The sequence below is a fragment of the Conexibacter sp. JCM 18997 genome (assembly GCF_055391915.1).
Window position 1 is genome coordinate 4,618,152 of the sequence record NZ_AP043885.1, and the last position, 23,860, is coordinate 4,642,011.

At 73.3% G+C, this 23,860-nt stretch carries 24 protein-coding genes and 1 pseudogene; 16 read left to right on the top strand and 9 right to left on the bottom strand.

What is annotated here, in order from left to right; all coding sequences use genetic code 11:
* Positions 1-12: 12 nt before the first annotated feature.
* Positions 13-1,089: a calcium-binding protein gene (locus tag ACZ5UI_RS23195; protein WP_464191534.1), complete on the bottom strand. Its 1,077-nt coding sequence runs from the start codon at positions 1,087-1,089 to the stop codon at positions 13-15.
* 72 nt (positions 1,090-1,161) lie between these two features.
* Between ACZ5UI_RS23195 and ACZ5UI_RS23200 the strand changes: the two genes are divergently transcribed.
* From ACZ5UI_RS23200 to ACZ5UI_RS23235, 8 genes are read left to right on the top strand one after another with little or no spacing between them, the layout of a single operon-like run.
* Positions 1,162-1,872, top strand: coding sequence for a hypothetical protein (locus tag ACZ5UI_RS23200; protein WP_464191536.1), 711 nt, complete (start codon positions 1,162-1,164; stop codon positions 1,870-1,872).
* Between the two features lie 19 nt (positions 1,873-1,891).
* Positions 1,892-2,350, top strand: a complete 459-nt coding sequence (locus ACZ5UI_RS23205) for a peptidylprolyl isomerase (RefSeq protein WP_464191538.1) — start codon at positions 1,892-1,894, stop codon at positions 2,348-2,350.
* A 54-nt stretch (positions 2,351-2,404) separates the two neighbouring features.
* Positions 2,405-4,150, top strand: coding sequence for a S53 family peptidase (locus ACZ5UI_RS23210; RefSeq protein ID WP_464191540.1), 1,746 nt, complete (start codon positions 2,405-2,407; stop codon positions 4,148-4,150).
* A 38-nt stretch (positions 4,151-4,188) separates the two neighbouring features.
* Positions 4,189-5,499 carry a DUF1800 domain-containing protein gene (locus ACZ5UI_RS23215; RefSeq protein ID WP_464191542.1) on the top strand — a complete coding sequence of 437 codons (1,311 nt, stop codon included), beginning with the start codon at positions 4,189-4,191 and terminating at the stop codon, positions 5,497-5,499.
* 2 nt (positions 5,500-5,501) lie between these two features.
* Positions 5,502-6,803, top strand: coding sequence for a DUF1501 domain-containing protein (locus ACZ5UI_RS23220; RefSeq protein WP_464191544.1), 1,302 nt, complete (start codon positions 5,502-5,504; stop codon positions 6,801-6,803).
* Positions 6,803-7,126 carry a hypothetical protein gene (locus ACZ5UI_RS23225; protein ID WP_464191546.1) on the top strand — a complete coding sequence of 108 codons (324 nt, stop codon included), beginning with the start codon at positions 6,803-6,805 and terminating at the stop codon, positions 7,124-7,126. Before ACZ5UI_RS23220 ends, ACZ5UI_RS23225 begins: the two co-directional genes overlap by 1 nt.
* Before the next feature lie 2 nt (positions 7,127-7,128).
* Complete coding sequence (locus ACZ5UI_RS23230; protein WP_464191548.1) at positions 7,129-8,436, top strand: DUF1800 domain-containing protein; 1,308 nt, start codon at positions 7,129-7,131, stop codon at positions 8,434-8,436.
* 3 nt (positions 8,437-8,439) lie between these two features.
* A complete protein-coding gene (locus ACZ5UI_RS23235; RefSeq protein WP_464191550.1) occupies positions 8,440-9,720 on the top strand; it encodes a DUF1501 domain-containing protein in 1,281 nt (426 codons plus the stop codon).
* On the opposite strand, the gene ACZ5UI_RS23240 is transcribed toward ACZ5UI_RS23235, so the two are convergent.
* Complete coding sequence (locus ACZ5UI_RS23240; RefSeq protein ID WP_464191552.1) at positions 9,721-10,980, bottom strand: alpha/beta hydrolase; 1,260 nt, start codon at positions 10,978-10,980, stop codon at positions 9,721-9,723.
* Positions 10,981-11,079: 99 nt separating this feature from the next.
* Here ACZ5UI_RS23240 and ACZ5UI_RS23245 point away from each other — a divergent pair, with 99 nt between their 5' ends.
* Positions 11,080-12,630, top strand: a complete 1,551-nt coding sequence (locus ACZ5UI_RS23245) for an aldehyde dehydrogenase family protein (protein WP_464191554.1) — start codon at positions 11,080-11,082, stop codon at positions 12,628-12,630.
* Positions 12,631-12,657: 27 nt separating this feature from the next.
* Here the strand turns inward: ACZ5UI_RS23245 and ACZ5UI_RS23250 are convergent, their stop codons facing one another.
* The 4 genes and pseudogenes from ACZ5UI_RS23250 to ACZ5UI_RS23265 all read right to left on the bottom strand — a co-directional run bounded on the left by ACZ5UI_RS23250 (position 12,658) and on the right by ACZ5UI_RS23265 (position 14,293).
* Positions 12,658-13,041 (bottom strand): hypothetical protein, encoded by a 384-nt coding sequence (locus ACZ5UI_RS23250; protein WP_464191556.1) that lies wholly within the window; start codon positions 13,039-13,041, stop codon positions 12,658-12,660.
* A gap of 75 nt (positions 13,042-13,116) precedes the next feature.
* A pseudogene (locus ACZ5UI_RS23255) lies at positions 13,117-13,179 on the bottom strand (hypothetical protein); the annotation flags it as partial.
* Positions 13,176-13,532, bottom strand: a complete 357-nt coding sequence (locus tag ACZ5UI_RS23260; protein WP_464191558.1) for a response regulator — start codon at positions 13,530-13,532, stop codon at positions 13,176-13,178. The pseudogene ACZ5UI_RS23255 and the gene ACZ5UI_RS23260, both read right to left, overlap by 4 nt.
* Before the next feature lie 8 nt (positions 13,533-13,540).
* Entirely contained in the window at positions 13,541-14,293 is a 753-nt protein-coding gene (locus tag ACZ5UI_RS23265) for an HD-GYP domain-containing protein (RefSeq protein WP_464191560.1), read from the bottom strand.
* Between the two features lie 132 nt (positions 14,294-14,425).
* Here ACZ5UI_RS23265 and ACZ5UI_RS23270 point away from each other — a divergent pair, with 132 nt between their 5' ends.
* The 6 genes from ACZ5UI_RS23270 to ACZ5UI_RS23295 all read left to right on the top strand — a co-directional run bounded on the left by ACZ5UI_RS23270 (position 14,426) and on the right by ACZ5UI_RS23295 (position 19,546).
* Positions 14,426-15,295 carry a cytochrome c oxidase assembly protein gene (locus ACZ5UI_RS23270; protein ID WP_464191562.1) on the top strand — a complete coding sequence of 290 codons (870 nt, stop codon included), beginning with the start codon at positions 14,426-14,428 and terminating at the stop codon, positions 15,293-15,295.
* Between the two features lie 19 nt (positions 15,296-15,314).
* The gene (locus ACZ5UI_RS23275) at positions 15,315-15,461 is read left to right on the top strand and encodes a hypothetical protein (protein ID WP_464191565.1); all 147 of its coding nucleotides are present in this window, start codon (positions 15,315-15,317) and stop codon (positions 15,459-15,461) included.
* Complete coding sequence (locus ACZ5UI_RS23280) at positions 15,458-16,459, top strand: aldo/keto reductase (RefSeq protein ID WP_464191567.1); 1,002 nt, start codon at positions 15,458-15,460, stop codon at positions 16,457-16,459. Before ACZ5UI_RS23275 ends, ACZ5UI_RS23280 begins: the two co-directional genes overlap by 4 nt.
* 76 nt (positions 16,460-16,535) lie before the next feature.
* Positions 16,536-17,744, top strand: coding sequence for a PspC domain-containing protein (locus ACZ5UI_RS23285; RefSeq protein WP_464191570.1), 1,209 nt, complete (start codon positions 16,536-16,538; stop codon positions 17,742-17,744).
* Positions 17,741-18,895, top strand: coding sequence for a sensor histidine kinase (locus ACZ5UI_RS23290; RefSeq protein WP_464191572.1), 1,155 nt, complete (start codon positions 17,741-17,743; stop codon positions 18,893-18,895). Before ACZ5UI_RS23285 ends, ACZ5UI_RS23290 begins: the two co-directional genes overlap by 4 nt.
* Positions 18,896-19,546 (top strand): response regulator, encoded by a 651-nt coding sequence (locus ACZ5UI_RS23295; protein WP_464191574.1) that lies wholly within the window; start codon positions 18,896-18,898, stop codon positions 19,544-19,546.
* A 4-nt stretch (positions 19,547-19,550) separates the two neighbouring features.
* On the opposite strand, the gene ACZ5UI_RS23300 is transcribed toward ACZ5UI_RS23295, so the two are convergent.
* From ACZ5UI_RS23300 to ACZ5UI_RS23310, 3 genes are read right to left on the bottom strand one after another with little or no spacing between them, the layout of a single operon-like run.
* Positions 19,551-20,660: a calcium-binding protein gene (locus tag ACZ5UI_RS23300; protein WP_464191576.1), complete on the bottom strand. Its 1,110-nt coding sequence runs from the start codon at positions 20,658-20,660 to the stop codon at positions 19,551-19,553.
* 52 nt (positions 20,661-20,712) lie between these two features.
* Positions 20,713-21,330, bottom strand: a complete 618-nt coding sequence (locus ACZ5UI_RS23305; RefSeq protein ID WP_464191578.1) for an HAD family hydrolase — start codon at positions 21,328-21,330, stop codon at positions 20,713-20,715.
* Entirely contained in the window at positions 21,317-22,402 is a 1,086-nt protein-coding gene (locus ACZ5UI_RS23310; RefSeq protein WP_464191580.1) for a phosphotransferase family protein, read from the bottom strand. The genes ACZ5UI_RS23305 and ACZ5UI_RS23310 overlap by 14 nt, the downstream gene beginning before the upstream one ends.
* A gap of 41 nt (positions 22,403-22,443) precedes the next feature.
* On the opposite strand from ACZ5UI_RS23310, the gene ACZ5UI_RS23315 reads away from it, so the two are divergent.
* Complete coding sequence (locus ACZ5UI_RS23315) at positions 22,444-23,853, top strand: hypothetical protein (RefSeq protein WP_464191583.1); 1,410 nt, start codon at positions 22,444-22,446, stop codon at positions 23,851-23,853.
* Positions 23,854-23,860 lie beyond the last annotated feature (7 nt).

Sequence of the window (23,860 nt, forward strand, 5' to 3'; positions counted from 1 at the left end):
CCGTCCGGCGGCTCAGGGGCGCAGCGTCAGCCCGCGCTGGCCCGCGAAGGTCCCACCCGCGGCGTCGACGCACACCGTCACGATCGCCGCGGACACCCGGCCGGTGCGGGGCAGCTTGCCGCGGTACCGGCGGGCGACCGAGACGGTCACCTGCGTCGCCGTGCCGGCCGCGAGCGTCGTGGGCGCGCTGGTGCCGATCGTCGTCGCCTTGCGGCCGATCCTCAGGCGCTTGGCCTCCCCGGCGGTGACGGCGAGCGCCACCTGCCCGGCGCAGGCGCTGGTGGGGGTCAGGCTGACCGTGGCCGCCGCGCCGCCGCGGAGCGATCCGAGGCCCGGGGCCCGCACGATGCTCGTCGCCACCTGCAACGCCGACGACGAGCTGTCGGTCGGCGTCACCGGTGCGGCCCGTCCGCGCTCGACCGTCGCGCAGCCCGAGACGACGTCGCCGGCGTCGACCTGGGCCCGGTCGGCGCCGCCGCCGCAGTCGACCGAGTCGTTCTCGCCGTCGCGCGCGCCGATGGTGTCGTTGCCGCCCGCGTAGATCGTCCCGCCGTCACCGAGCAGCGTGTCCACGCCGGGACCGCCGATGACCGTGTCGCTGCCGTCCCAGCCGTCGACCTTGTCGTTGCCCTCGCCGCCGTCGAGCTGGTCGTCCCCGCGGCCGCCGTTGAGGTCGTCGTTGCCGGGGCCGCCGCGCACGACGTCGTTCCCGGCGCCGGCCTCGATGACGTCGTTGCCGGCCCCGCCGTCGATCTGCTGCGGCGGGTCGATCGTCGCCCACTTGTAGTAGTCGTCACCGCCGCCGAGGTCGACGATCACCTGCGCGGCCGGACCGAAGTCGCCGCAGTCGACCGACGAGGCCGACAGCTGCGCACAGCCGCCGCCGGCCACGACCGCCCCGCGCAGGTCGTCCTGGACCTGGGCCCGGGTGAAGTAGGCCTCGGTGACGATGCGGCTGGGCGCGTCGTCCCCGACGATGCTCACCACGTCCCCGGACCGGCTCACCGTCGTCGTGGCCGCCGCGGTGGCGGGCAGCAGGACGAGGACGGCGGCCGCGATCGCGACGGTCAGGTGCGGGTGACGGGACATCGGGCGAGTATCCGGCGCCATCGGGGCCTGCCGCATCCGTGGTAGCACGGGTGTCGGTACCTTCGACGGGGAATGCGTCGCGTCGTTTCCGTGCTGCTGCTCGCCGTCCTGCTGAGCGGCTGCGCCTCGTCGGAGGACCAGCCGCCCGTGGCGCTGCCCACGCTGGCCGGCGTCGACTTCCCCAGCCGCCCGTTCGTGGCCGAGGTCGATGCGCCGCCCGTCGCGGTCAAGAAGGCCACGGTCAAGGCCAAGCGCAAGCAGAAGGTGGTGGCCGGCAGCGAGGTCGCGCCCGGCGCGCCCAGCGACGCGCAGATCCGCGCCGAGCTGGCGCAGCTGTACGGCAAGGACACCGACGCCGTCACGTCGCGCTCGATCCTGCTGCAGAGCGGCCTGGCCACCGCGCCACCGGACGCGCCGCCCGCCGTCCAGGCGATCGTCGAGGCGGCCAACAAGGTCGCGCGGCTGCCCTACGTCTACGGCGGCGGCCACGGTGGCGGCGAGGGGCTGTTCGTCGACTCGGCCTACGACTGCTCGGGCAGCGTGTCCTTCGCCCTGGCCAACGCCGGGCTGCTCGATCGCCCGATGACCTCCGGCGAGCTGGCCAAGTGGGGCGACCCCGGCCAGGGCCAGTGGGTGACGATCTACGCCAACGCCGGCCACGCGTTCATGGTCGTCGGCGGCGCGCGCTTCGACACCGTCGGGCTGCGCCAGACCGGTTCACGCTGGCAGCGGCCGTTCCGCTCGATCAGCGGGTTCACCGCCGTTCATCCGCCTGGATTGTGATCCTGCGATTGTGTGGGGCATGTCCACTGCGACGATGCACACCAACCACGGCGCGATCGAGATCGAGCTGTTCGAGGAAGACGCCCCGAAGACCGTCGACAACTTCAAGAAGCTTGCTGATCAGGGCTTCTACGACGGCCTCAGCTTCCACCGGGTGATCAAGGACTTCATGATCCAGGGCGGCTGCCCGCTGGGCACCGGCACCGGCGGCCCCGGCTACACGTTCGAGGACGAGTTCAACGACCACAAGATCGTGCGCGGCGCGCTGGCCATGGCCAACGCCGGCCCGAACACGAACGGCTCGCAGTTCTTCCTGGTGACCGTCGACGAGGCCCCGTGGCTGGACGGCAAGCACACCGTCTTCGGCCAGGTCACCAACGGGATGGACGCCGTCGACGCGATCGAGGGCACCCCGACCGACGCGCGCGACCGCCCGCAGGAGCCGGCGGTCATCGAGAAGATCGAGTTCACGTCCTGACGCGCTGAGCCGTGTCCCGTTTCCCGCGCTGCGTGCGCGGGGAACGCGACACCGATGGCTCGGGTTCTCGCGCCGACGATCGCCGCGCTGGCGCTGCTGCTGCCGGCCACCGACGCGCAGGCCGAGGGCCGCCTGACCGTCGGCGCCGCGCACGGCCCGGTCGCGGGCGCGCAGGTGCTCGGTCCGGCGCCCGCCGACACGCCGCTGGACCTGCGCGTCACGCTGAAGCCGCGCAACCCGGTGGCGCTGGCCGCCTTCGTGGCGCGCGTCGGCGACGGCGCGTACCTCTCGCCGGCGGCGTTCGCCGACCGCTTCGGCCCCACGCCCGAGGCGATCGCCCGGGTGCGCGCGGCGTTGCGCCGGGCCGGCCTGCGTCCCGGGGCATTGTCGCGCAGCCACCTGGTCCTGCACGTCCGGGGCCGGGTGGCCGCCGCGCAGCGGGCCTTCGCGACGCGCATCGTGCGCGTTCGCCTGGGCAACGGCGAGCTCGCCCTGGCCAATCCCCGGGCGCCGACGCTGCCCCAGAAGCCGGCCAAGCCGATCGAGGGCGTCTTCGGCCTGGACACGCAGCCGCATCACCGCCGGGTGGGGGACGAGCCGACGGGCGCCCGGCCGCGCGTGACCGCCAGCGGCGGACCGCAGGGCTGCACGGCGCTGGAGCAGGCGGTGGCCACCAGCCGCAACTGGCCGTTCAACGACCTGGCCCAGACCTATGGCTTCAACCAGGTCTACGCCGGCGGCGGCTACGGGCAGGGCGTGAGCATCGCGCTGCTGGAGTGGGAGCCGTACAGCAGCTCGGACATCGCGGCCTTCCAGGCGTGTTACGGCCTGGCCTCGCCGGTCACCAACGTCAACGTCTCCGGCGGCCCCGGCACCGACGTCGACGACGTCGAGGCGACGATGGACGTCGAGACCGCGCTGGCCATGGCGCCGCAGGCCGCGATCCTCGTCTACCAGGGCCCCGTCAACCCCACCGACGCCGAGTGGATCGACGTGTTCACCGAGATCGCCGACGACAACAGCGCGTCGGTCGTCTCGACCAGCTGGGGCCAGTGCGAGGCCAACACCGACAGCTACACGGTGACCCACGAGGCGACGGTGCTGGCCCAGATGGCCGCCCAAGGGCAGAGCTTCCTGGCCGCGGCGGGCGACAACGGCTCCGAGGACTGCCAGACGCAGAGCGACACCGGCAGCAACGCGCTCGCCGTCGACGACCCGGGCAGCCAGGCCTACGCGCTGTCGGTCGGCGGCACGGCGCTGCACCGGCTGGCCGACCCGCCGACCACCAAGCCCTCCGAGGAGGTGTGGAACGACGGGATCTCGGGCGGCGCCGGAGGCGGCGGCATCTCGGCCAACCATCCGATGCCCGCCTGGCAGACCGGGTCGGGGGTGATCTCCTCGCTGTCCAGCGCCACGCCGTGCCGCACGCCGACGGGCTACTGCCGCCAGGTGCCCGACGTCAGCGCCGAGGCCGGCGGCGAGTTCGAGTACGAGATCTACTTCCAGGGCGCGTGGACGTCGCAGGGCGGCACGTCGGCCTCGACGCCGCTGTGGGCGGGGCTGATCGCCAGCCTGCAGTCGCACCCGCAGTGCGGCGGCGCCCGCTTCGGCCTGCTCGGTCCCAAGCTCTACGCGGTGGCGTCGGCCTTCGGGCCGGCGGCCTTCTACGACATCACCGAGCCCAACAACGACGCCGGCGACCAGCACGGCGGGTTGTATCCGGCGACCGCGGGCTACGACATGGCCAGCGGCCTGGGCACGCCGATCGGGGGCGGTCTGCTCACCGGTTTCTGTGGCTAGGTTGAAGCTCGGCGTCGGGAGCGCCGATACGAAGGGAGGTGGGGGACCTGACGTGGACAGCAGACCATGTCCGGCGCGTCTTCTGGCGGGCCGGGTTCGGCGCGACGCCGGCTGAGGCGCGCGACTTCGAGCAGCGCGGCCGCGCGGCCACGCTCGCCCACCTCCTGAGCGGCGACGACGACCTGGTCGGCCCCGAGCCGCGGGTCAAGGGCCGCCCGCTGGATCCGGTCAACGAGTGGAGCCACGACGTCCTGTGGTGGCTGGACCGGATGGTCCGCACGAAGCGGCCGCTGGTCGAGAAGGTCACGCTGTTCTGGCACGACCACTTCGCCACCGCCGGCCAGGACACGCCGCTGATGCTGGCCCAGAACCGGCTGCTGCGCTCCCGCGGCCTGGGCGCCTTCCCGCACCTGCTCGACGGCGTCATGCGCGACCCCGCGATGCAGCTGTTCCTGTCGCTGGCCGACTCGACCAAGGACGCGCCGAACGAGAACTTCGCCCGCGAGCTGATGGAGCTGTTCGCGCTGGGCGGCGGCTACAGCGAGACCGACGTGCGCGAGGTCGCCCGCGCGCTGACCGGCTGGCGGGCCAAGTGGACGCGCGCCGGGTTCCAGGGCATCCACTGGGACCCCGACGCCCACGACACCGGCAAGAAGCGGATCTTCGGGCGCACCGGCCGGTTCGGGCCCAGCGACGTGATCCACCTGGTCACCACGCACCCGCGCCATGCGCCGTTCATCGTCGGCAAGCTGTGGGCGTTCTTCGTCACCCAGCCGCTGGACAGCGCCACGCAGGCCCGCCTGGCCCGCACCTACGTGCGCAGCGGCCGGCGCATCGAGCCGGTCGTCGCGGCGATCCTCGACCATCCAGCGCTGTACGCCCGCCTGGACAGCCCGGACATGGTCAAGTCGCCGGTCGTGCACGTCGCGGGCCTGCTGCGCACGACCAGCACGCCGATCACCATCGACTCCTACGGGTGGCTGCTCAGCCAGATGGGCCAGTACCCGTTCCAGCCGCCGTCGGTGGCGGGCTGGGACTGGGGCCCGGCCTGGCTGTCGACCGGCTCGATGCGCGCCCGCGTCGCGCTGGCCAACTCGGTGCTGGCCTGGGACAACGCGCCGCTGAAGCTGCCCGACGGCGGCGCCCAGCTGGGGTGGAGCGCCCAGGAGCAGCTCGACGCCGCGCTGGACGCGATGGGCCGCCCGTACATCGCCGGCGACACCCGCGCCGCGCTGATCGGCCTCGCCGAGGGTTTCTTCGGGGGCAAGCCCCGCCAGGACAAGGCGGACATGCTCCAACGACTCCTGCGACACCTGCTCATCTCCGGCCCCGACGCGCATCTGCACTAGCCATGGCCTGCTACTCCCGCGAAGACGACCTCACCCGCCGCCAGCTCATCGGCCGCTCGATCGGCCTGGGCCTGACGATCTACGCGTCCAAGCTGCTGACCGTCGACCGCCTGATCGAGGCCGCGCAGGCCCAGGCGGCGCCCGAGGGGTCCGTGCTCGTCTCGGTCTTCCTGCCCGGTGGCTGCGACCTGCTGGCCACGCTGCCCCCGATGGACCAGCTCGGCCGCCTCAACGACCTGCGCCGCTCGCTGGCCGTGGGCGACGACATCCCGCGGCTGCCGGGCGAGTCGCGCCTGGGCATGCACCCGGCGCTGGCCGACGGCCTGGGCGGCGGCGTCGCCGGCCTGTTCGGCGCCGGCAAGATCGGCTTCCTGCCCGGCATCGACTACGCCGACCCGGACCTGTCGCACTTCCACTCGCGCCACTTCTGGGAGCGCGGGCTGGTCACCCAGGACGCCGGACCGGGGTGGCTCGGGCGCTGGCTCGATCGCCACGGCAACGGCGAGAACCCGCTCCAGGGCCTGTCGATGGACTCGACGCTCTCGCCGCTGCTGCGGACGACCAGCGCGCCGGCCGCCGCGCTCGACGATCCCTCCGACGCGGCGCTGACCTTCGGCGGCACGTGGGGCACCGGGGCCGACAAGGCCGCCGAGGTGTGGGCGCAGCTGTCGGCGCTGCCCCGTGACGGCCTCGGCCCGCAGGCCACCACGCGGGTCGCCCGCCAGACCCAGGACGTCGGGCGGATGCTCGCGCCCTACGCCCGCGACGAGCAGGCCGGCACCGATCCGCTGGCCGGCCCGATCGGCTACCCGGAGGGCGACTTCGCCGATCGCCTGAAGTCGCTGGCCGGGCTGATCGCCCAGCCGCTGGGCATCCGCGTGGCCACCGTCGAGGCGCCCGGCGACTACGACACCCACGACGACCAGCCCCAGGAGCTCGACGCGGCCCTGCGCGAGCTGTCCCAGGGGCTGTCGGCCTTCCAGGCCGACCTGGAGGCGCGCGGCGTGGCCGATCGCGTCCTGACCTTCGTGTGGTCGGAGTTCGGGCGCCGCCCGGAGTCCAACGAGTCGGCCGGGACCGATCACGGCGCGGGCGGCATCGCCTGGGTGCAGGGCACGCGGGCGCGCGGTGGAATCCTCAGCGACGTGCCCGACCTCGGCGCCCTGGACCGCAACGACAACCTCGCCGTCACGCTCGACTTCCGGCGCGTCTACGCGTCGCTGGTCGAGGGCTGGCTGGGCACCGACGCCGCCGAGGTGCTGCCCGACGCGGCCTCCGCCGGTCGCCTGGCGTTGGTGCGCTGATGCTGCTGACCGCCCTGGCCATGCTGGCGATGACGCCGTCGACGACGGTCGGGGTCAGCACCCGCGAGTACCGCTACGGGATCTACCGCCCGGTGGTCCCGGCCGGGGCCGTCACGCTGGTGCTGCACAACTTCGGCGAGGATGACCACGACGTGAAGGTGCAAGGACCGCACGGGTACCGCAGCGCCGTCTCCCCCGACATCGACCCCGGGGCGACGGTGCGCTTCGCCGTGCGCCTGCGCCGGCCCGGGCGCTACACCCTGATCTGCACCAAGCCCGGTCACGCCCAGCAGGGCATGACCGCGACGCTGACGGTCCGCTGACGATGGCCTGGACGGAGCGACACGTGCGCCGGCTGTTCTGGCGGGCCGGGTTCGGGGCCACCCCGGAGGAGGCCCGCCACTACGCGCGCATGGGCCAGGCCGGCGCGCTGCGCTTCCTGCTCGACGGCGACGGCCAGGGCGACTTCAGCGACATCCCCGAGGCGCGGGTCCGCGGGCGGGCGCTGGACCCGGTCAACGAGCCCGGGCACGACGTGCTCTGGTGGCTGGACCGGATGGTCCGCAGCCGGCGGCCGCTGGTCGAGAAGCTGACGCTGTTCTGGCACGACCACTTCGCCACGGCCAACCAGGACACGCCGCTGATGCTGGCCCAGAACCAGATGTTCCGCGACCGCGCGCTGGACACGTTCCAGCGGCTGCTGGAGGGGATCATGCGCGATCCGGCCATCCAGCTCTACCTGTCCCTGGCCGGCTCCCCGAAGGGCGCGCCCAACGAGAACTTCGCCCGCGAGCTGATGGAGCTGTTCACGCTGGGCAGCGGCTACAGCGAGGACGACGTGCGCGAGATGTCGCGGGCGCTGACGGGCTGGCGCCGGCGCCGGGAGAACGGGATCGTCACCACCTACTGGGACCCCAACGCCCACGACGACGGGCTCAAGACGATCTTCGGCCAGACGTCGCCCTACGGCCCCGACGACGTGATCGTGCTGGTCACCCAGCACCCCGCGCACCCGCCGTTCCTGATCGCGAAGCTGTGGAGCTACTTCGTCACCGAGCCGCTGGACCCGGCCACGGCGGCGGCGCTGGCGTCGACCTACACGAGCAGCGGGATGAGCATCAAGGCGGTCGTCGGCCAGATCCTCGCCCACCCCGCGCTGTACGCCCGCTTGGACAGCCCCGACATGGTCAAGGCGCCCGCGGTCCACGTCGCCGGCGTGCTGCGCACGACGCAGACGCGGGTCACGCTGCGCAACTACGTCGGCCTGATGACGGCGATGGGCCAGCGCCTGTTCCGCCCGCCGTCGGTCGCGGGCTGGGACGGCGGAACCGCGTGGCTGTCGACCAACGCGATGCTCGCGCGGGTCGAGCTCGCCTCGACGCTGGTCACGCGTTCCAGCAGCGCGCTGCGCGTGCGCTCCACCCGGGCGGCCGCCGACTGGTCCGCGCGCAAGCACCTCGACACCGCGCTGGAGACGATGGGCCAGCCGTGGATCGCCCGCGACACGCGCGCCGCGCTGCTCGACGTGGCCGCGCGCTTCGACGACGGGCGCCCGACCACCGAGCAGGCGGTCGCGCTGCAGCGCCTGCTCTGCCAGCTGCTCGTCGCCGGTCCCGACGCCCAGGTCTGCTGACCCATGCCCTGCTACGACCGCAACGAGATCACGCGCCGCCAGCTGATGGGCCGGGGGATCGGCGCCGGGCTGACCCTGTACGCCGCCAAGCTGCTGACCGTCGACCGCCTGATCGAGGCCGCGCAGGCCCAGGCGGCGCCCGACGCGCCGGTGATCGTCTCGGTCTTCCTGCCCGGCGGCTGCGACCTGCTGGCCGCGCTGCCGCCGCTGGAGCAGCTGGGCCGCTTCAACGACCTGCGCGCCTCGCTGTCGCCGGGCGACGCGTTCACCCCGCTGCCCAACGAGTCCCGCCTCGGCTTCCACCCGGCGCTGGGCGACGGCATCAACGGCGGCGTGGCCGGGCTGTTCGGCGCGGGCCGCATCGGCCTGCTGCCCGGCATCGACTACGCCGATCCGGACCTGTCGCACTTCCACTCGCGCAACTTCTGGGAGCGCGGGATGGTCACGCTGCAGTACGGCAGCGGCTGGCTGGGGCGCTGGCTGGACGTGCACGGCAGCGCCGCCAACCCCCTGCAGGGCATCTCGATGGACGAGCGCCTGTCGCCGATCCTGACCACCGACCGCATGCCCGCGGCGGCGGTCACCGATCCCGCCGCGGCCGCGCTGCGCTTCGCCGGGATCTCCGGCGCATCGACGGCCAAGGCCGACGCGGCCTGGCAGAGGATCTCCAGCCTGCCGCGCTCCACCCCGGGCGGGCAGGCGGCGATGGAGGTCGCGCGGGCCACGCAGGCCGTGGGACAGCTGCTGGCGCCGGTCGGCGCCTCCGCGCTGCACCCGCCGGTCCCGTACCCCGACGGCGAGTTCGCCGGGCGGATGCGCTCGCTGGCCGCGCTCATCGCCCAGCCGCTGGGCATCCGCGTGGCCACCGTCGACGCGCCCGGCGAGTACGACACCCACGACAACCAGGCCACCGATCTGGACGCCGCGCTGCGTGAGCTGTCGCGTGGCCTGTCGGCCTTCCAGGCCGATCTGGAGGCGCGCGGCATCGCCGACCGCGTCCTGACCTTCGTGTGGTCGGAGTTCGGCCGCCGCCCCAAGTCCAACCGCTCGGGCGGCACCGACCACGGCGCCGGCGGCATCGCCTGGGTCCAGGGCACGCGAGCGGTCAGCGGCGTGCTCACCGACATCCCCGATCTCAAGCAGCTGGACCGTCGCGACAACCTCGCGGTGACCGTCGACTTCCGCCGCGTGTACGCCTCGCTGCTGGAGCAGTGGCTGGGCAGCGACGCCACGCAGATCCTCCCGGACGCGGCCAACGCCGGGCGGCTGCAGCTCGTGCGCTGATCAGCCGGGTGGGCTGGTCCAGCCGTCGCGCAGGTGGGGGAGCAGGTACGTGCGGATGTCGGCGTCGGTGCCCGGCCGGCCCGCCCCGGGATCGTCGTAGTGGCCGCCGGGCCGCTCGACCAGCGTGACCGGGAAGCCCGCGTCGCGCAGCGTCGAGGTCTCCGAGCGCACGGTGGCGATCGGGTAGGTGTCGTCGCCGGTGTGGGCCAGCTGGACGACCGGGAAGCGCCAGGCCGCCGCGGCGATCGACGCGCTGGCCGAGGAGCCCGTGTCGCGGAACGGCGACGTGTTGGCCGCCAGCACGCCCGCGAACACCCGCGCGTGGTAGAAGGCCGTCCGGTAGCTCAGGTCGCCGCCGGAGGAGTAGCCGGCCAGCACGATCCGCCGCTTGTCGATGTTGAAGTGCGTCTCGACGTCGATGATCGCGGCCAGCACCTTGGCCTGGTCGCCGTCGACGTCCCAGCACGCGCCCTCGCGTCCGCCCACGGCGATCGCGATGTACGGATCGGCGGCGGCGGGAGCGACGTTCTCGATGTCGTAGCGCCCCTCGCCGCCACAGCCGTGCAGCCACACGAGCAGCTGCGTCGGGGTCGCGTGGGTGGCGTCGTAGGCGCTGGGCACGACGATCCAGTACGTGCCCAGCGCGAAGCTCTGGTTGGGCGTGAACGCCACGGGCGCCGTCGGGACCGACGAGCCGCTCGTCGCCGGCTCGGGCACGCCCCCGCCCCCGCCGCCGACGGCGCCTCCGCCGGCGCTCGGCGCAGCCCCGGTGGGCGCGCCGGGGTCGGGCGTCGCGGGCGCGCTGGGCGGGGGGCTGCCGGGGGCCGACGTGGACGGTGCGCTGGACGGCGCCGGGGCCGTGGTGACCGTGCCCAGCGTGCGGCAGTTGTTGCGCTCGGAGCGCTCCCGAACGCGGCGCCGCGGATCGGCACACACGCGAACCCGCACGGTCCCGGCGGCCAGGCCGGCGGGCACGGGCACGGCGACGCGCACCGTGACCTTCCCGTCGGCGGGCAGGCGCACGACGTAGCGGCGCTGCACCGCGCCGGCGACGCTCAGCGTCACGCCGACGCGGCCCGCGCCCGGGCCGTGATCGTCCACGACGAACGTTCCGCGGATCTGCCCGCCGCTGACCTGCACGGATCCGCGGGCGATCGACAGATCCGGACGGCCGGCGGCCGTCGCGGCACTCGCCGTTGCGCCGCCGATCGCCGCGATCATCAGCACGGCCGTTGCCGCGCGCCATCCCTGCCTGCTCATCATCCCCGCCCTTCGCCGCCGAACCAGCCTCCATGGGGAAACGTACAGCGTCGTAGTATTGGCCGTCCGGCCAGTTCTGACGACCTGAGGAGAGCCGCGATGGCCAGCACCGAGACGCAGCCGACCGAGGCCACCGAGGCCGTCGTTGCCCCCGCCTCCGGCGAGATCCCCGTCGAGAACCCGGCCACCGGCGCGGTCATCCGCTCCGTGCCCGACCTGTCGCCCGAGCAGGTGGCCGAGCTGGCCGCCAAGGCGCGCGCCGCGCAGCCGGCCTGGGAGGCGCTGGGCTTCGAGGGCCGCGCGCGGGTGATGCTGCGCGCCCAGAAGTGGCTGATCGACAACAGCGAGCGCGTGATCCAGACGATCGTCTCCGAGACCGGCAAGTCCTGGGAGGACGCGCAGGTCGCCGAGATCTCCTACGGCGCCGCGGCCTTCGGCTTCTGGGCCAAGAACGCGGAGGACTTCCTGGGCGACGAGCGCGTCCACACCTCCAACATGCTGGTCAAGGGCCGCAAGCTCGTCGTGCGCTACGCGCCGCTGGGCCTGATCGGCGTGATCGGCCCGTGGAACTACCCGCTGACCAACTCCTTCGGCGACTGCATCCCGGCGCTGATGGCCGGCAACGCGGTGATCCTCAAGCCCTCCGAGGTGACGCCGCTGACCTCGCTGCTGCTGGCCGACGCGCTGCGCGAGTGCGGCCTGCCCGACGACGTCTTCGCGGTGGCCACCGGCCGCGGCGACACGGGCCGCGCGCTGGTCGACGAGGTCGACATGATCATGTTCACCGGCTCCACCAAGACCGGCAAGATGGTCGCCCAGCAGGCCGCCGGGCGCCTGATCCCCGCGTCGCTGGAGCTGGGCGGCAAGGACCCGATGATCGTCCTCAGCGACGCCGACCTGGAGAAGGCGGCCAACGCCGCGGTGTGGTCGGCGTTCATGAACGGCGGCCAGACCTGCGTCTCGACCGAGCGCGTGTACGTGGAAGCGCCGGTGTACGACGCGTTCGTGGCCAAGGTCACCGAGAAGGCCGGCGCGCTGCGCCAGGGCGTGCCCACCGGGTTCGGCTCCGTCGACGTCGGCGCGGTCACCTTCCCGCCCCAGGCCGATATCATCGAGGCGCACGTCAACGACGCGATCGCCAAGGGCGCCAAGGCCGTCGTCGGCGGTCACCGCGGCCCCGGCCCGGGCCGCTTCTTCGAGCCCACCGTGCTGGTCGACGTCGACCACACGATGGACGCCATGACCGAGGAGACCTTCGGGCCGACGCTGCCGATCATGAAGGTGGCCGACGCCGACGAGGCGATCCGGCTGGCCAACGACTCGCCCTACGGGCTGGCCGCGACGGTCTTCTCCAAGGACGTCGCGCGCGGCGAGGCGGTGGCCCGCCGGCTGCAGGCCGGCGCGGTCAACGTCAACGACGCGCTGCTCAACTACGCCGCGCTGGAGCTGCCGATGGGCGGCTGGAAGGCGTCCGGCCTGGGCTCACGTCACGGCGCCGGCGGCATCCGCAAGTACTGCGCCCAGCAGGCGATCCTCGTCTCGCGCCTCCCGCTCAAGCGCGAGGTGCACCAGTTCCCCTACAAGGCGGGCACGAGCAAGCTGATCAGCCGCGTGTTCAAGGTCCTCTACGGACGCGGGAAGCGCGACTGACGCGGTTGGGCGGCTGATCTACGTGAGCTACCGCGCGGTGGCCTGATCGGGCGTGAGCAGCTCGACCAGCTGCGACTGGTCGGCGAGCTCGAGGCGGACGACGTTCTCCCCGTCGTCCCAGCGCAGGACCACGACCTGGCGCAGCCGGCGGCGGGCCAGCTTGGCCTCGCGCAGGTCGCCCAGGTAGCGGTCGATGCGCAGCGACGGCAGCGTCTTGGCGCCGCGCTCGATGACCAGGAACCGGAAGCGCGAGGACGTCACCACGATGTACCCCATGGCGTCGTCGACGCGGGCGAAGGACAGGCCGCCCTCGTCGGGCACGATCTCGTCGGGCCGCAGGCGGATGTCCCACGCGTGCAGGAGGTCGGGCACGCTGTGGATGTCCGGGTCCGGCGTGCGCAGCAGGTCCATCAGCCCGCCGGGGCCGCCGGAGCGCTTCTTGCGGGCCGGCTCGTCGAAGCGGTAGCCGCAGAAGCGGCACTTGCGCGCAGCGGCCAGGACCTGCTCAGCGCAGTCCGGGCACGTCTTGGTCTCGGCCTCGGTGCTCAGGCCAGGTCCTCGACGAGGCGCAGCAGGTCCAGCGGGGAGAACGGCTTGGTCAGGAAGTCGTCGGCCCCGGCGGCGCGGGCGTCGCTCTCGTACTCCGAGCCCGCGGTCAGCATGATCACGCGCATCCCCTGGAGCTCATCCAGCCCGCGCAGATGGCGCAGCGCGGAGATGCCGTCCAGGCGGGGCATGTCGACGTCGAGGAACATCAGCTGCGGGCGGTGCTCGACCGCCGCCGCGATGGCCGCCTCGCCGTCCTCGGCCTCGACCAGGCGAAAGCCCGACACGTCCTCGAGCGTGGTGGTGATCAGCTTCCGGACGAAGCGGTCGTCATCGACGATCAGGACGGCCGGCACGACGACCACTAGATACCGGTCTCGAGGCGGATCCGGTCGAACTCGGGGTCCGGCACCGCGTTGAACGCGTTGACGACCGCCGGGTCGAACTGCGAGCCCGACGCCGCGGTGATGACCTCGCGGGCGTAGGTCAGGGTGGCCGCCGGCCGGTACGGGCGGTCGGTGGTCAGCGCGTCGAGCGTGTCGGCCACGGCGAACACGCGCGCGGCCAGCGGGATCTCGGGGCCCTCCAGGCCGTCCGGGTAGCCGGTGCCGTCCCAGCGCTCGTGATGGTGGCGCACGACGTTCTTGGCCTCGCCGAGGAACTCGATCCCGCGCAGGATCTGCGCGCCGATCTCCGGGTGCTGGGCCATCATCGCGCGCTCGTCGTCGGTCAGCGGCGCGGGCTTGTAGAGGATCGCGTCGGGCACCGCGACCTTGCCCACGTCGTGCAGGAGGAAGCCGAACTCGATCGTCGGGTCCTCGGCCAGGCGCGAGCCCATCGTCCGGGCGATCACCAGGCCGTAGGCGGCGACGCGCTCGGCGTGCTTGCCGGTGTAGGAGTCGCGCGCCTCGACCGCGTTGGACAGCGCGCGCACCGTCGACATGTAGGACTCCTGCAGGCGCGCGCGCTGCGCGCGCTCGGCCTTGAACGTCTCGCGCAGGTCGGTGGCGTAGCGCTCCAGCTGCTGGGCCTGCGCGTCGGAGTCCGCCCGCGCGCGTTCCAGCTCCGCCTCCAGCGCAGCCAGCTTTGCGTCGTGGGTGTCTCCGCTGGTCGTCACCCGGGCCGACAATCTAGTGGTCGTGGTCCCATAAGGCTTCGGTGTGCCCCAACGGGGCCCATGGCACCGGCTTTCGGTTTGCTGGCGGACACGCCAATTAGCGCTGGCGCGTAGCGTTCACGCCCGAGAGGGATGCTGACCGCCGCGATCTCGTTCGCTCCGCTGCAACTCGCGCCGGCCACCGTGGCCGGCGTGCTCTACGCGGTGCGCGCGCACACGCTCCACCAACGCGGCAAGCCCGTCGCCGCGTGGCGTCAGGCGTGCTTCTACGGCGGGCTGTCGCTGATCGTCATCACGCTCACCGCGCTGGGCGACCTGGCCGGCGACTCGTTCGTGTGGCACATGACCGAGCACCTGCTGATCGGCGACCTGGGGACGCTGCTGCTGGTCGTCGGCCTGACCGGGCCGCTGCTGGCGCCGCTGCTGCGCAACCGCGTGCTCGGGCCGCTGCGGGTGCTCAGCCACCCGCTCATCGCGCTGCCGCTGTGGGCCCTGGATCTGTACCTGTGGCACATCCCGGTCCTGCACGAGGCGGCGGTCCGCCACGAGGCCCTGCACGCGCTGCAGCACAGCTGCTTCATCGCCTTCGGGATGCTCATGTGGATGCCGCTGTTCGGGCCGCTGCCCCAGCCCGTGTGGTTCGGCAACCTGGCCAAGCTCGTCTACATCATCGGCGTGCGCCTGCTCGGGGCCGTGCTGGGCAACGTCCTGCTGTGGTCGGGCACGGTGCTGTACCCGGTCTACGGCGAGCCGGTCTCCGACCAGACGACGGCGGCGGCGATCATGATGGTCGAGTCGTCGCTGCTCACCCTCGGACTGTTCTGCTGGCTGTTCCTGAAGGCGGCGCGCGAGTCGACCGAGCGCCAGGAGCTGCTCGAGCTGGCCCAGGCGCGCGGGGTGGACATGACCGAGCAGCGCGTGGCCCGCGCCGTGTCGGCCGGTCGCGGCGCCGAGCTGCGCCGCCGCATCGAGGGCGTTGACGCAACGGTCCCAACCGGGTAGGCACCCGGACATGGGATTCATGAACACGGTCACGAAGTTCGCGAAGAGCGAGCAGGGCAAGAAGGCGATGGACGAGGCCAAGAAGCTGGCCAACGACCCCAAGACCAAGCAGAAGATCGAGGACGTGCGCACGCGTCTGACCAAGAAGGACGACGGCAAGCCGTGAGCCTCGCGACCCGGCCGCTGGGACAGACCGGCCTGGAGATCACCACCGTCGGCTTCGGCGCCTGGGCGGTCGGCGGTCCGTGGGCCTTCGGCTGGGGCCCACAGGACGACGACGCCTCGATCGCGGCGATCCAGCACGCGGTCACCCACGGCGTGAACTGGGTCGACACCGCGCCCGCCTACGGGCTGGGCCACTCCGAGGAGGTCGTCGGCCGCGCGGTGGCCGCGCTGCCGCCGGCCGATCGCCCGTTGATCTTCACCAAGTGCGGCATGTGGTTCGAGGAGGCCGGCCCGGGCGTCACGCCCGAGATGGTCCTGCGCCCCGAGACGATCCGCACCGAGTGCGAGCGCTCGCTCCAACGCCTGGGCGTCGAGCGCATCGACCTGCTGCAGTTCCACTGGCCGGATCGCAGCGGCGTCCCGGTCGAGGAGTCGTGGGGCACGATGCTCGAGCTGATCGCCGAGGGCAAGGTGCGCGCGGGCGGCGTCTCGAACTTCGACGTCGGCCTGCTGGACCGCTGCGAGGCCGTCGGTCACGTGGGCACGCTGCAGCCGCCGTTCTCGCTGATCAACCGCTCCGCCGGCGGCGACGTGATCCCGTGGTGCGCCGAGCACGACACCGGCGTGATCGTCTACAGCCCGATGCAGTCCGGCCTGCTGACCGGTCGCTGGAGCGCCGCACGCACCGGCTCGCTGGACGAGAGCGACTGGCGCCGGCGCAACGCCGAGTTCACCCCGCCCAAGCTCGAGCGCAACCTGGCGCTGGCCGCGGCGCTGGAGCCGATCGCGGCGCGCCACGGCGTGGACGTGGCCGCCGTCGCCGTGGCCTGGACGCTGGCCTGGCCCGGCGTCAGCGGAGCGATCGTCGGCGGGCGGTCGCCCGCGCAGGTCGACGGCTGGATCGCCGCCGCGGGCCTGGAGCTGACCGACGCCGACCACGAGGAGATCACCGCGGCGGTCGAGTCCTCGGGCGCCGGCCAGGGTCCGGTCAGGGACTGAGCGGCCGGATCCGTCAGGGTTCGTTCAGGGCTGTCCCCGATGGTGCCCGCCGCCGTCGGGGAGCATGCTCGCTGACATGAACTCTGCTCCCACCAGCGACGCTGCCGCCGCCGGCCGTCCTCCGCTGCGCCGTGACGGCCAGCGGAAGATGCTGCTCGGCGTGTGCGCCGGCATCGCGCGCACGCTCGACGCCGATCCGGTGCTCGTGCGGGCGATCGTCATCGTCATCGGCCTGCTCGCCGGGCCGCTCGCCGTCGTCGCCTACGTCGCGACCGCCGTCATCACCCCCCGCGACGACGGGCGCATGCTCCTGTCGGGCGACCCGCCGGACTCGCGGGAGAACTGGCTGGGCTGGATCGGCGTGATCGTCGCGGCGATCACCCTGATCGCCTCCGGCCCGGTCTTCGACGGCTTCTGGGGCGATGATCCGGTGACGACGCCGCTGCTGGCCGTCGCGCTGATCGCCGGCGTGATCGTGCTGATCCGGGCCAACCGCGACCGCACGGCCACGGTCGCCGCGAGCGCCATCCCGATGCCCCCCGCGTCCGAGGCGCCCACGACGCAGGCGACCGCGGCCACCGTCGTCGCCGCCGTGGCCACGCCCGAGGCCGCCGAGGCGCCCACGGCGACGCTCCCCACCGTGCGCACCTGGGCGCCCCGAGGGGGCGTGCCGCCGACCCATTCGGACCCGCCGCCCCCGCCCGAGCCCGCCGGCCCGTCGATCTTCCTGCCCGTGGCCGGCGTCATCACCGGGGCGGCGGCGATCGCCACGGTGGTCGACGCCGTCGGTCTGGCCGACCTGTCGGCCTCCGCCGTCGCCGTGCTGCTGGCCTCGGGCGCGGTTGTGGCCGGCGCCGCCGCCGCGCTGGCCTCCGGGATGCGCGGCCGCGTGCTCACGCTGGTGCTGGCCATCGTGCTGGCGGTCAGCGCGGCCGGCACCGCGATCCTGTCCGACCAGTTCCAGGACGGCGTCGGCGAGCGCCACATCCGCCCGGCCAGCGCCGCCGACCTCCTGCCGGAGTACCGGCTCGGCGTCGGGCTGCTGGACCTGGACCTGCGCGACATCGCGTTCCCCGACGGCGTGACCACGGTGCGCGCCCACGTCGGTGCCGGGCAGATCCAGCTCGAGGTCCCCGACAACGTCCAGGTGGTGCCGGTGGGCGACACGAGCATCGGCGGCGCGTCGCTGGCCCCGATCGATGCGCCCAAGGAAGGTCAGTCCGCCCCCGTCCTGCGGATCGATGCCGACGTCGACGTGGGCGGGCCGGTCGACGTGATCCGGTGAAGCTGCCCCCGATGCAGCGCGCGGCCCAGGGCCGCCTCCTGTTCGGCGTCTGCGCCGGAGTCGCTCGCGGCTTCGGCGTCGACGTCGTTCTCGTGCGCCTCGTGCTGGCCGCGCTGGTCGTGCTCGGCGGCGGGATCGGCGTGATCCTGTACGGCGCGCTGGTGCTGCTGCTGCCGCGCGAGCCGGGGCCGATCACCCCGTGGCCCGAGCGCTCGCGCACCGCGCTGGGGCTGCTCGTGCTGCTCGGCTGCGCGGTCATCGGCCTGGCCGTCAACAGCCTGTCGGTGCCGCTGCGCATCCTGCTGCCGCTGGCGCTGCTGACCGGCGGCGTCGCGCTGGTCTGGCGCCAGGCGGTGACCGGGCGCGAGATGGGCGAGCGCCCGGCGCTGCGCGAGATCACCCGGGTGGCCATCGGGATCGCGCTGCTGGGCGGCGGCGCGGTGCTGTTCCTGCTCGACAACGGGAGCTTGGCCGCGCTGTCCAGCGCGCTGGTCGCCGCGGCGGTCGTGGCCACGGGCCTGGGCCTGCTGATCGGCCCCCGCCTGGTGCGGGCCCGGGCCGAGGCCGACACCGAGCGGCGCGAGCGCATCCGCACGGAGGAGCGCGCCAACGTGGCCGCGCGGCTGCACGACTCGGTGCTGCAGACGCTGGCGCTGATCCAGCGCGTCGACGACCCGCGCCAGGCCCAGTCGCTGGCCCGCCGCCAGGAGCGCGAGCTGCGGGGCTGGCTGTACGGCGGGGAGGAGCCGGGCCAGGCCGCGACGCTGGCCAAGGCGCTGCGCGCCGCGGCCGACGACGTCGAGGAGCACTACGGCGTCGCCGTGGACCTCGTGCAGCCCTCCGACGGACCGCTGGACGCCGACCTGGCCGCGCTGGCCGCCGCCGCGCGCGAGGCGATGACCAACGCCGGGCGCCACGCCGGCGTGGGGGAGGTGTCGGTGCTGGCCCGGGTCAGCGACGACGAGGCGTCGGTGTTCGTGCGCGACCGCGGGAGCGGCTTCGACCTCGACGCCGTGGCCGCGGACCGCCGCGGCGTGCGCGAGTCGATCGTGGCCCGGATGGCCCGCCACGGCGGGCGGGCCAGCGTGGTCAGCGCGCCGGGCCAGGGGACCGAGGTCGAGCTCGTGCTGCCCCGTAAGGTGCGTTCCTGAGTGGCCGTTCCCCTGCGCAAGGTCGTGATCGTCGACGACCACGAGATCTTCCGGGCCGGCCTGCGCGCCGGGCTCGGTCCCACCGTGCAGGTGGTCGGCGAGGCGGGCACGGTCGAGGAGGCGGTGCCGCTCGTGCGCTCGCTCGATCCCGACGTCGTGCTGCTCGACGTGCACCTGCCCGACGGCGGCGGCCACGCGGTGATCGCGCCCGTCCACGCCGAGCGGCCGGGCGTGCGCTTCCTGGCGCTGTCGGTGTCCGACGCGCCCGAGGACGTCCTGGCCACGATCCGGGCCGGCGCGCGCGGCTACGTGACCAAGTCGATCTCCCCGGCCGAGCTGGTCGCCGCGATCCATCGCGTGGCCGACGGCGACGCCGTGTTCTCCCCGTGGCTGGCCGGCTTCGTGCTCGACGCGTTCAGCGGCGGCCCGGACCCGACCGCGGTGGCCGACGCCGAGCTCGACGCGCTGACCGCGCGCGAGCAGGAGGTGCTCCTGCTGATCGCGCGCGGCTACACCTACAAGGAGATCGCCACGCGGCTGCACCTGTCGGTCAAGACGATCGAGACCCACGTCTCCAGCGTCCTGCGCAAGCTCCAGCTGTCCAACCGCAACGAGCTGACCCGCTGGGCCGCGCAGCGGCGGATGATCTGAGCCCTCAGCGCCGGACGGTCTCGCAGTCCTCGGCGATCACGTCCTTGGCGTCGGCGATGACCGTGTCCCGGCCCGGTCCGCAGATCACGCTGTCGCGCTCGCCGTCGCGGACGTTGACGCGGTCGTTGCCCGCGCCGACGCGGCAGACCAGGAACGTGCAGGCGCCGGCCCCGGCGTCGGCGTTGATCGTGTCGCGGCCCGGGCCGCCGGTGACCACGTCGTCGCCGTAGCCGGCCTCGATCGTGTCGTTGCCGCCCTTGCCGTCGATCACGTCGGCGTAGTGGAAGGACTTCAGGAGGTCGGCGCCGGGGCTGCCGATGAGCTTGGACGGGTTCTCCTGGGTCTCGGTGACGACGAAGCGCACGGGCGTGCGGCCGGCGACCAGCGCGGCCGGCCGGTGGATCTCGATCACCTCGATCGATCGCACGTCGTCATGCTCGTCGGGACGGCCGTCGTTGGCGCGGTCGTCGAGCGTCACGCCCACCTGGATCCGCTCGGTGGGCAGCCAGTCGTCGGTGATGCGGTCCGTGCCCGCGCCGCCGTCGATCAGGTCGGCGCCGTCGTAGCCGGCCAGCTTGTCGTCACCCGCGCCGCCGCGCAGCGTGTCGTCGCCGTTCTGGCCGTCGAGCTCGTCGCTCCCCGCGCCGCCGTCGAGCACATCGGGGCCGAAGCCGCCGCGGAGCCGGTCGTCGCCGTCGCCGCCCAGCATGGTCACCGCCGCCTCGCTGGACGGGCCTTCGATCTCGTCGTTCCCGGCCCCGCCGTCGGCCACCAGCGTCATGCCGGTCGGGAAGGCGTACAGGTAGGTGATGCGGTCGTCGCCGTCACCGGTCTCGACGCGCAGGGTGCCGCTGGCCGGGCAGCGCACGATCGACGCGTCGTCCCAGTCGGCCCGGCGGCACTCCGCGGCGAGCAGGTCGATCGGGCGGGTGTCGGAGATGCGCACCTCGCCGGGATCGTCGGAGGTGAGGATCACGGCGTTGGCCTCACCGGAGGCGGCCCGCAGGGTCAGGGTGCCGTTGTCAGAGGTCAGCTGCGCGGCGGAGGCGTTGGCGGTGACCGCAAGGCCGGCCACCACGCCCACGAGGGTCGCGCGGGTCAGAAGGAGGTTCATGGCGCGCAACCCTGAAGCGGGCGCGGCGCGGCGACATCAGGGAGGTCCCTTGCTAGCGCTCTGCCCTGAACAGCCGCTCGAGCTCGGCGATGGTGCTTGCCGCGTCGACGTGCTTGATCGTGGCCATGCCCAACGCGGCGGCGGGCTTGAGGTTGCCGCCCAGGTCGTCGACGAACACGCAGTCCTGCGGCCGCAGGCCGATCCGCTCGGCGCCCAGCTCGTAGATCGCCGGGTCCGGCTTGCGCAGCCCCTCCTCGGAGGAGATCACCACGCCGTCGAAGATCTCGGCGAACAGGCCGCGGTCGTAGGCGGTGGCGTCGCCCCACGAGTTGGAGACCAACCCGGTGCGCACGCCGCGCTCGTGCAGCGCGCGGACCTCGGCGACCATCGCCTCGTCGGAGCGCACGCCCGCGAACAGCCGGCGGGGCAGGTCGGTCGTGTCGGCCACGCCCAGGCGCTGGCCCAGCGCGGTCGAGAAGGCCTCGGGCGGCACCGCGCCGGTCTCCAGGTCGAACAGCAGCTGGCGCGCCGTGTCGTCGCCGCGGAAGGCGGTGCGCATCGTGTCCGGATCCAGGCCCTCGGCCACGCAGAACGCCGCGAAGGACTCGAACACGTTCGTCGTCAGCACGCCGCCGAAGTCGATCAGCAGGCCCGTCCTAGGCGTCGCCACGGGTGATCGCCTCCGCGCGGTCGGCCAGCTCGACGACGCCCTCGCCGAACGTCTTCAGGTACGGGTCGTCGCTGGTGCCCGAGATCGCGCGCTTGTAGTTGCCCTCCATGAACACGACCGACTTCCACACGGCCAGCGTCTGGTACCAGCGGATGTCGGTCATCGAGCGCCCGGAGCGCTCCTCGTAGCGGGCGATCAGCTCGTCGCGGGTGGGGAACCCCTCGGCGCGGGTGACCGGCGACAGCTCGAAGGTCATCGGCGGATCGTCGCGCTCGATCCACATCGTCGTCATGTAGCCCAGGTCGGCCAGCGGGTCGCCGATCGTGGCCATCTCCCAGTCGAAGATCGACACGACGCGCGCGGGTGCGCCGGCGGCCAGCATCACGTTGCCCAGGCGGTAGTCGCCGTGCACGATCGTCGCCGGGGGCGATTGGGGCAGGTGGTCGGCCAGCCACTGCCCGACACGCTCGACCTGCGGCAGCTCGCGCGTGCGGTTGTGCTCCCACAGGCCGCCGAAGCGGCGCAGCTGCCGCTCGAGGTAGCCGGTCGGCTTGCCGAAGGTCTCCAGGCCGGCGGCGGCCCAGTCGACGGCGTGGACCTCGACGAGCGCGTCGATCAGCTCATCGGCCACCGCGGCCCGCTGCGCGGGCGTGTCCAGCGCCGCGGGCAGCGCGCTGGTCACGACCGCGCCGGCGACCTCCTCCATCACGTAGAACGGCGCACCGATGATCGCGGTGTCGTCGCCGACGGCCAGCACGGCGGGCACGCGCGCGTCGGTCGGGGCCAGCGCCGTCAGCAGCCGCGCCTCGCGCAGCACGTCGTGGGCGCTGGGCGGGAGCGGCCCGCGCGGCGGGCGGCGCAGCACCATCGTCGAGCCGTCCGCGCGCGTCACGCGGTAGGTCACGTTGGAGTGGCCATCGCCGATCGGCTCCAGCTCCAGGTCGCCGGATCCGAGCCCGTGATCGTCCAGGAAGGCGGTCAGCGGCTCGAGCACGACCAGCGGCTCGCGGTCGTTGCCGGCCGCCTCTGCGTGCGTGCCGACGATGTCGTCTTCAGCGGACCCGTGACTCATCGACGCGCAACCCTAGCTTCCGCGCAACGTTGTATCTCCCGATGCCCAAGCCGATCCTCGCCCTCGCCCTCGTCTTCCTGGCGCTGCTGGCTCCCGCCGCCGCCCACGCGGACGAGGACCAGTACATGACCTTCGAGGCGCCGCGCGACCTGCTCGATCCCGCGACCCGCCCGGCGGCGATGGACACGATCGCCTCGCTCGGCGTCAACCGGCTGCGGGTCATCCTCACCTGGACCAAGGTGGCGCCGTCGCCGACCTCGCGCACGAAGCCGACGGTCGACCTGACCGACCCGGCCAACTACGCCTGGGGCGAGTTCGACGCGCTGCTGACCGCCGCGAAGGAACGTGGCTGGCCCGTGCTGCTGACCGTCACCGGACCGGTGCCCAAGTGGGCGACGAAGCGCCGCAAGGACAACGTCACCGACCCCAAGCCCGCGGAGTTCCAGGCCTTCATGACCGCGGTGGGCAAGCACTACGGCGGGCTGGTCGACACGTTCTCGATCTGGAACGAGCCCAACCACCCCGACTTCCTGCTGCCCCAGTACGACAAGAAGGGCAAGCCGGTCTCGGGCAAGCTCTACCGCCAGCTGTTCCTGGCCGGCTGGAAGGCGCTGCGGGCCACGGGCAACGGGACCAAGCCGCTGCTGATGGGCGAGACCGCGCCGCGCGGGACCGGCAAGGTCGTCGCGCCGCTGGCCTTCCTGCGCCAGGCGCTGTGCCTGGACAAGACCTACAAGCGGGCCGGCAACTGCACGAACCTGCCGACCGACGGCTACGCGCACCACTCCTACTCCACGCGCGAGGGCCCGTTCTTCAAGCCCGAGAACCCCGATGACGTGACGATGGGCGTCGTCGGCCGGCTCAACCGGGCGCTGCAGCTGGCCGCGCGCGCCGGCGTCGTGCGCGACGACCTGCCGATCTTCCTGGACGAGTTCGGCGTGCAGTCCTACCCCGACAAGCTGCTCGGCGTGCCGCTCGCCACCCAGCCGCAGTACTACGCGATCTCCGAGAAGCTGGCCTACGACAACCCGCGGGTCGCCTCGTTCTCGCAGTACCTGCTGCGCGACGACCTGAAGTCGACCAAGGGCGGGGGCGGCATCCTGGCGCAGTCGGCCTTCCCGGGCTTCGAGTCGGGCCTGGAGCTGGCCAACGGGAAGCGCAAGCCGGCGTTCGACGGGTTCCGGCTGCCCCTGGTGGCCGCCGAGTCCGGGCGCACGGGCGTGCGCTTCTGGGGCAAGGTGCGCACGGCCACCGCCGCCACGCCGGTCGTGCTCCAGCAGCGCGACGGCAACGGCGCCTGGAAGACGCTGAAGACGCTGACCACCGACGCGGCCGGCTACTGGCACAGCACCGGCACGCGGCGCGACAAGCGCACCTGGCGCACGCTGTGGACCGCGCCCGACGGCACCGTCTACCACGGCGCCACGACCAAGGCGTTCCCCAAGGCCTAGTGTCCGC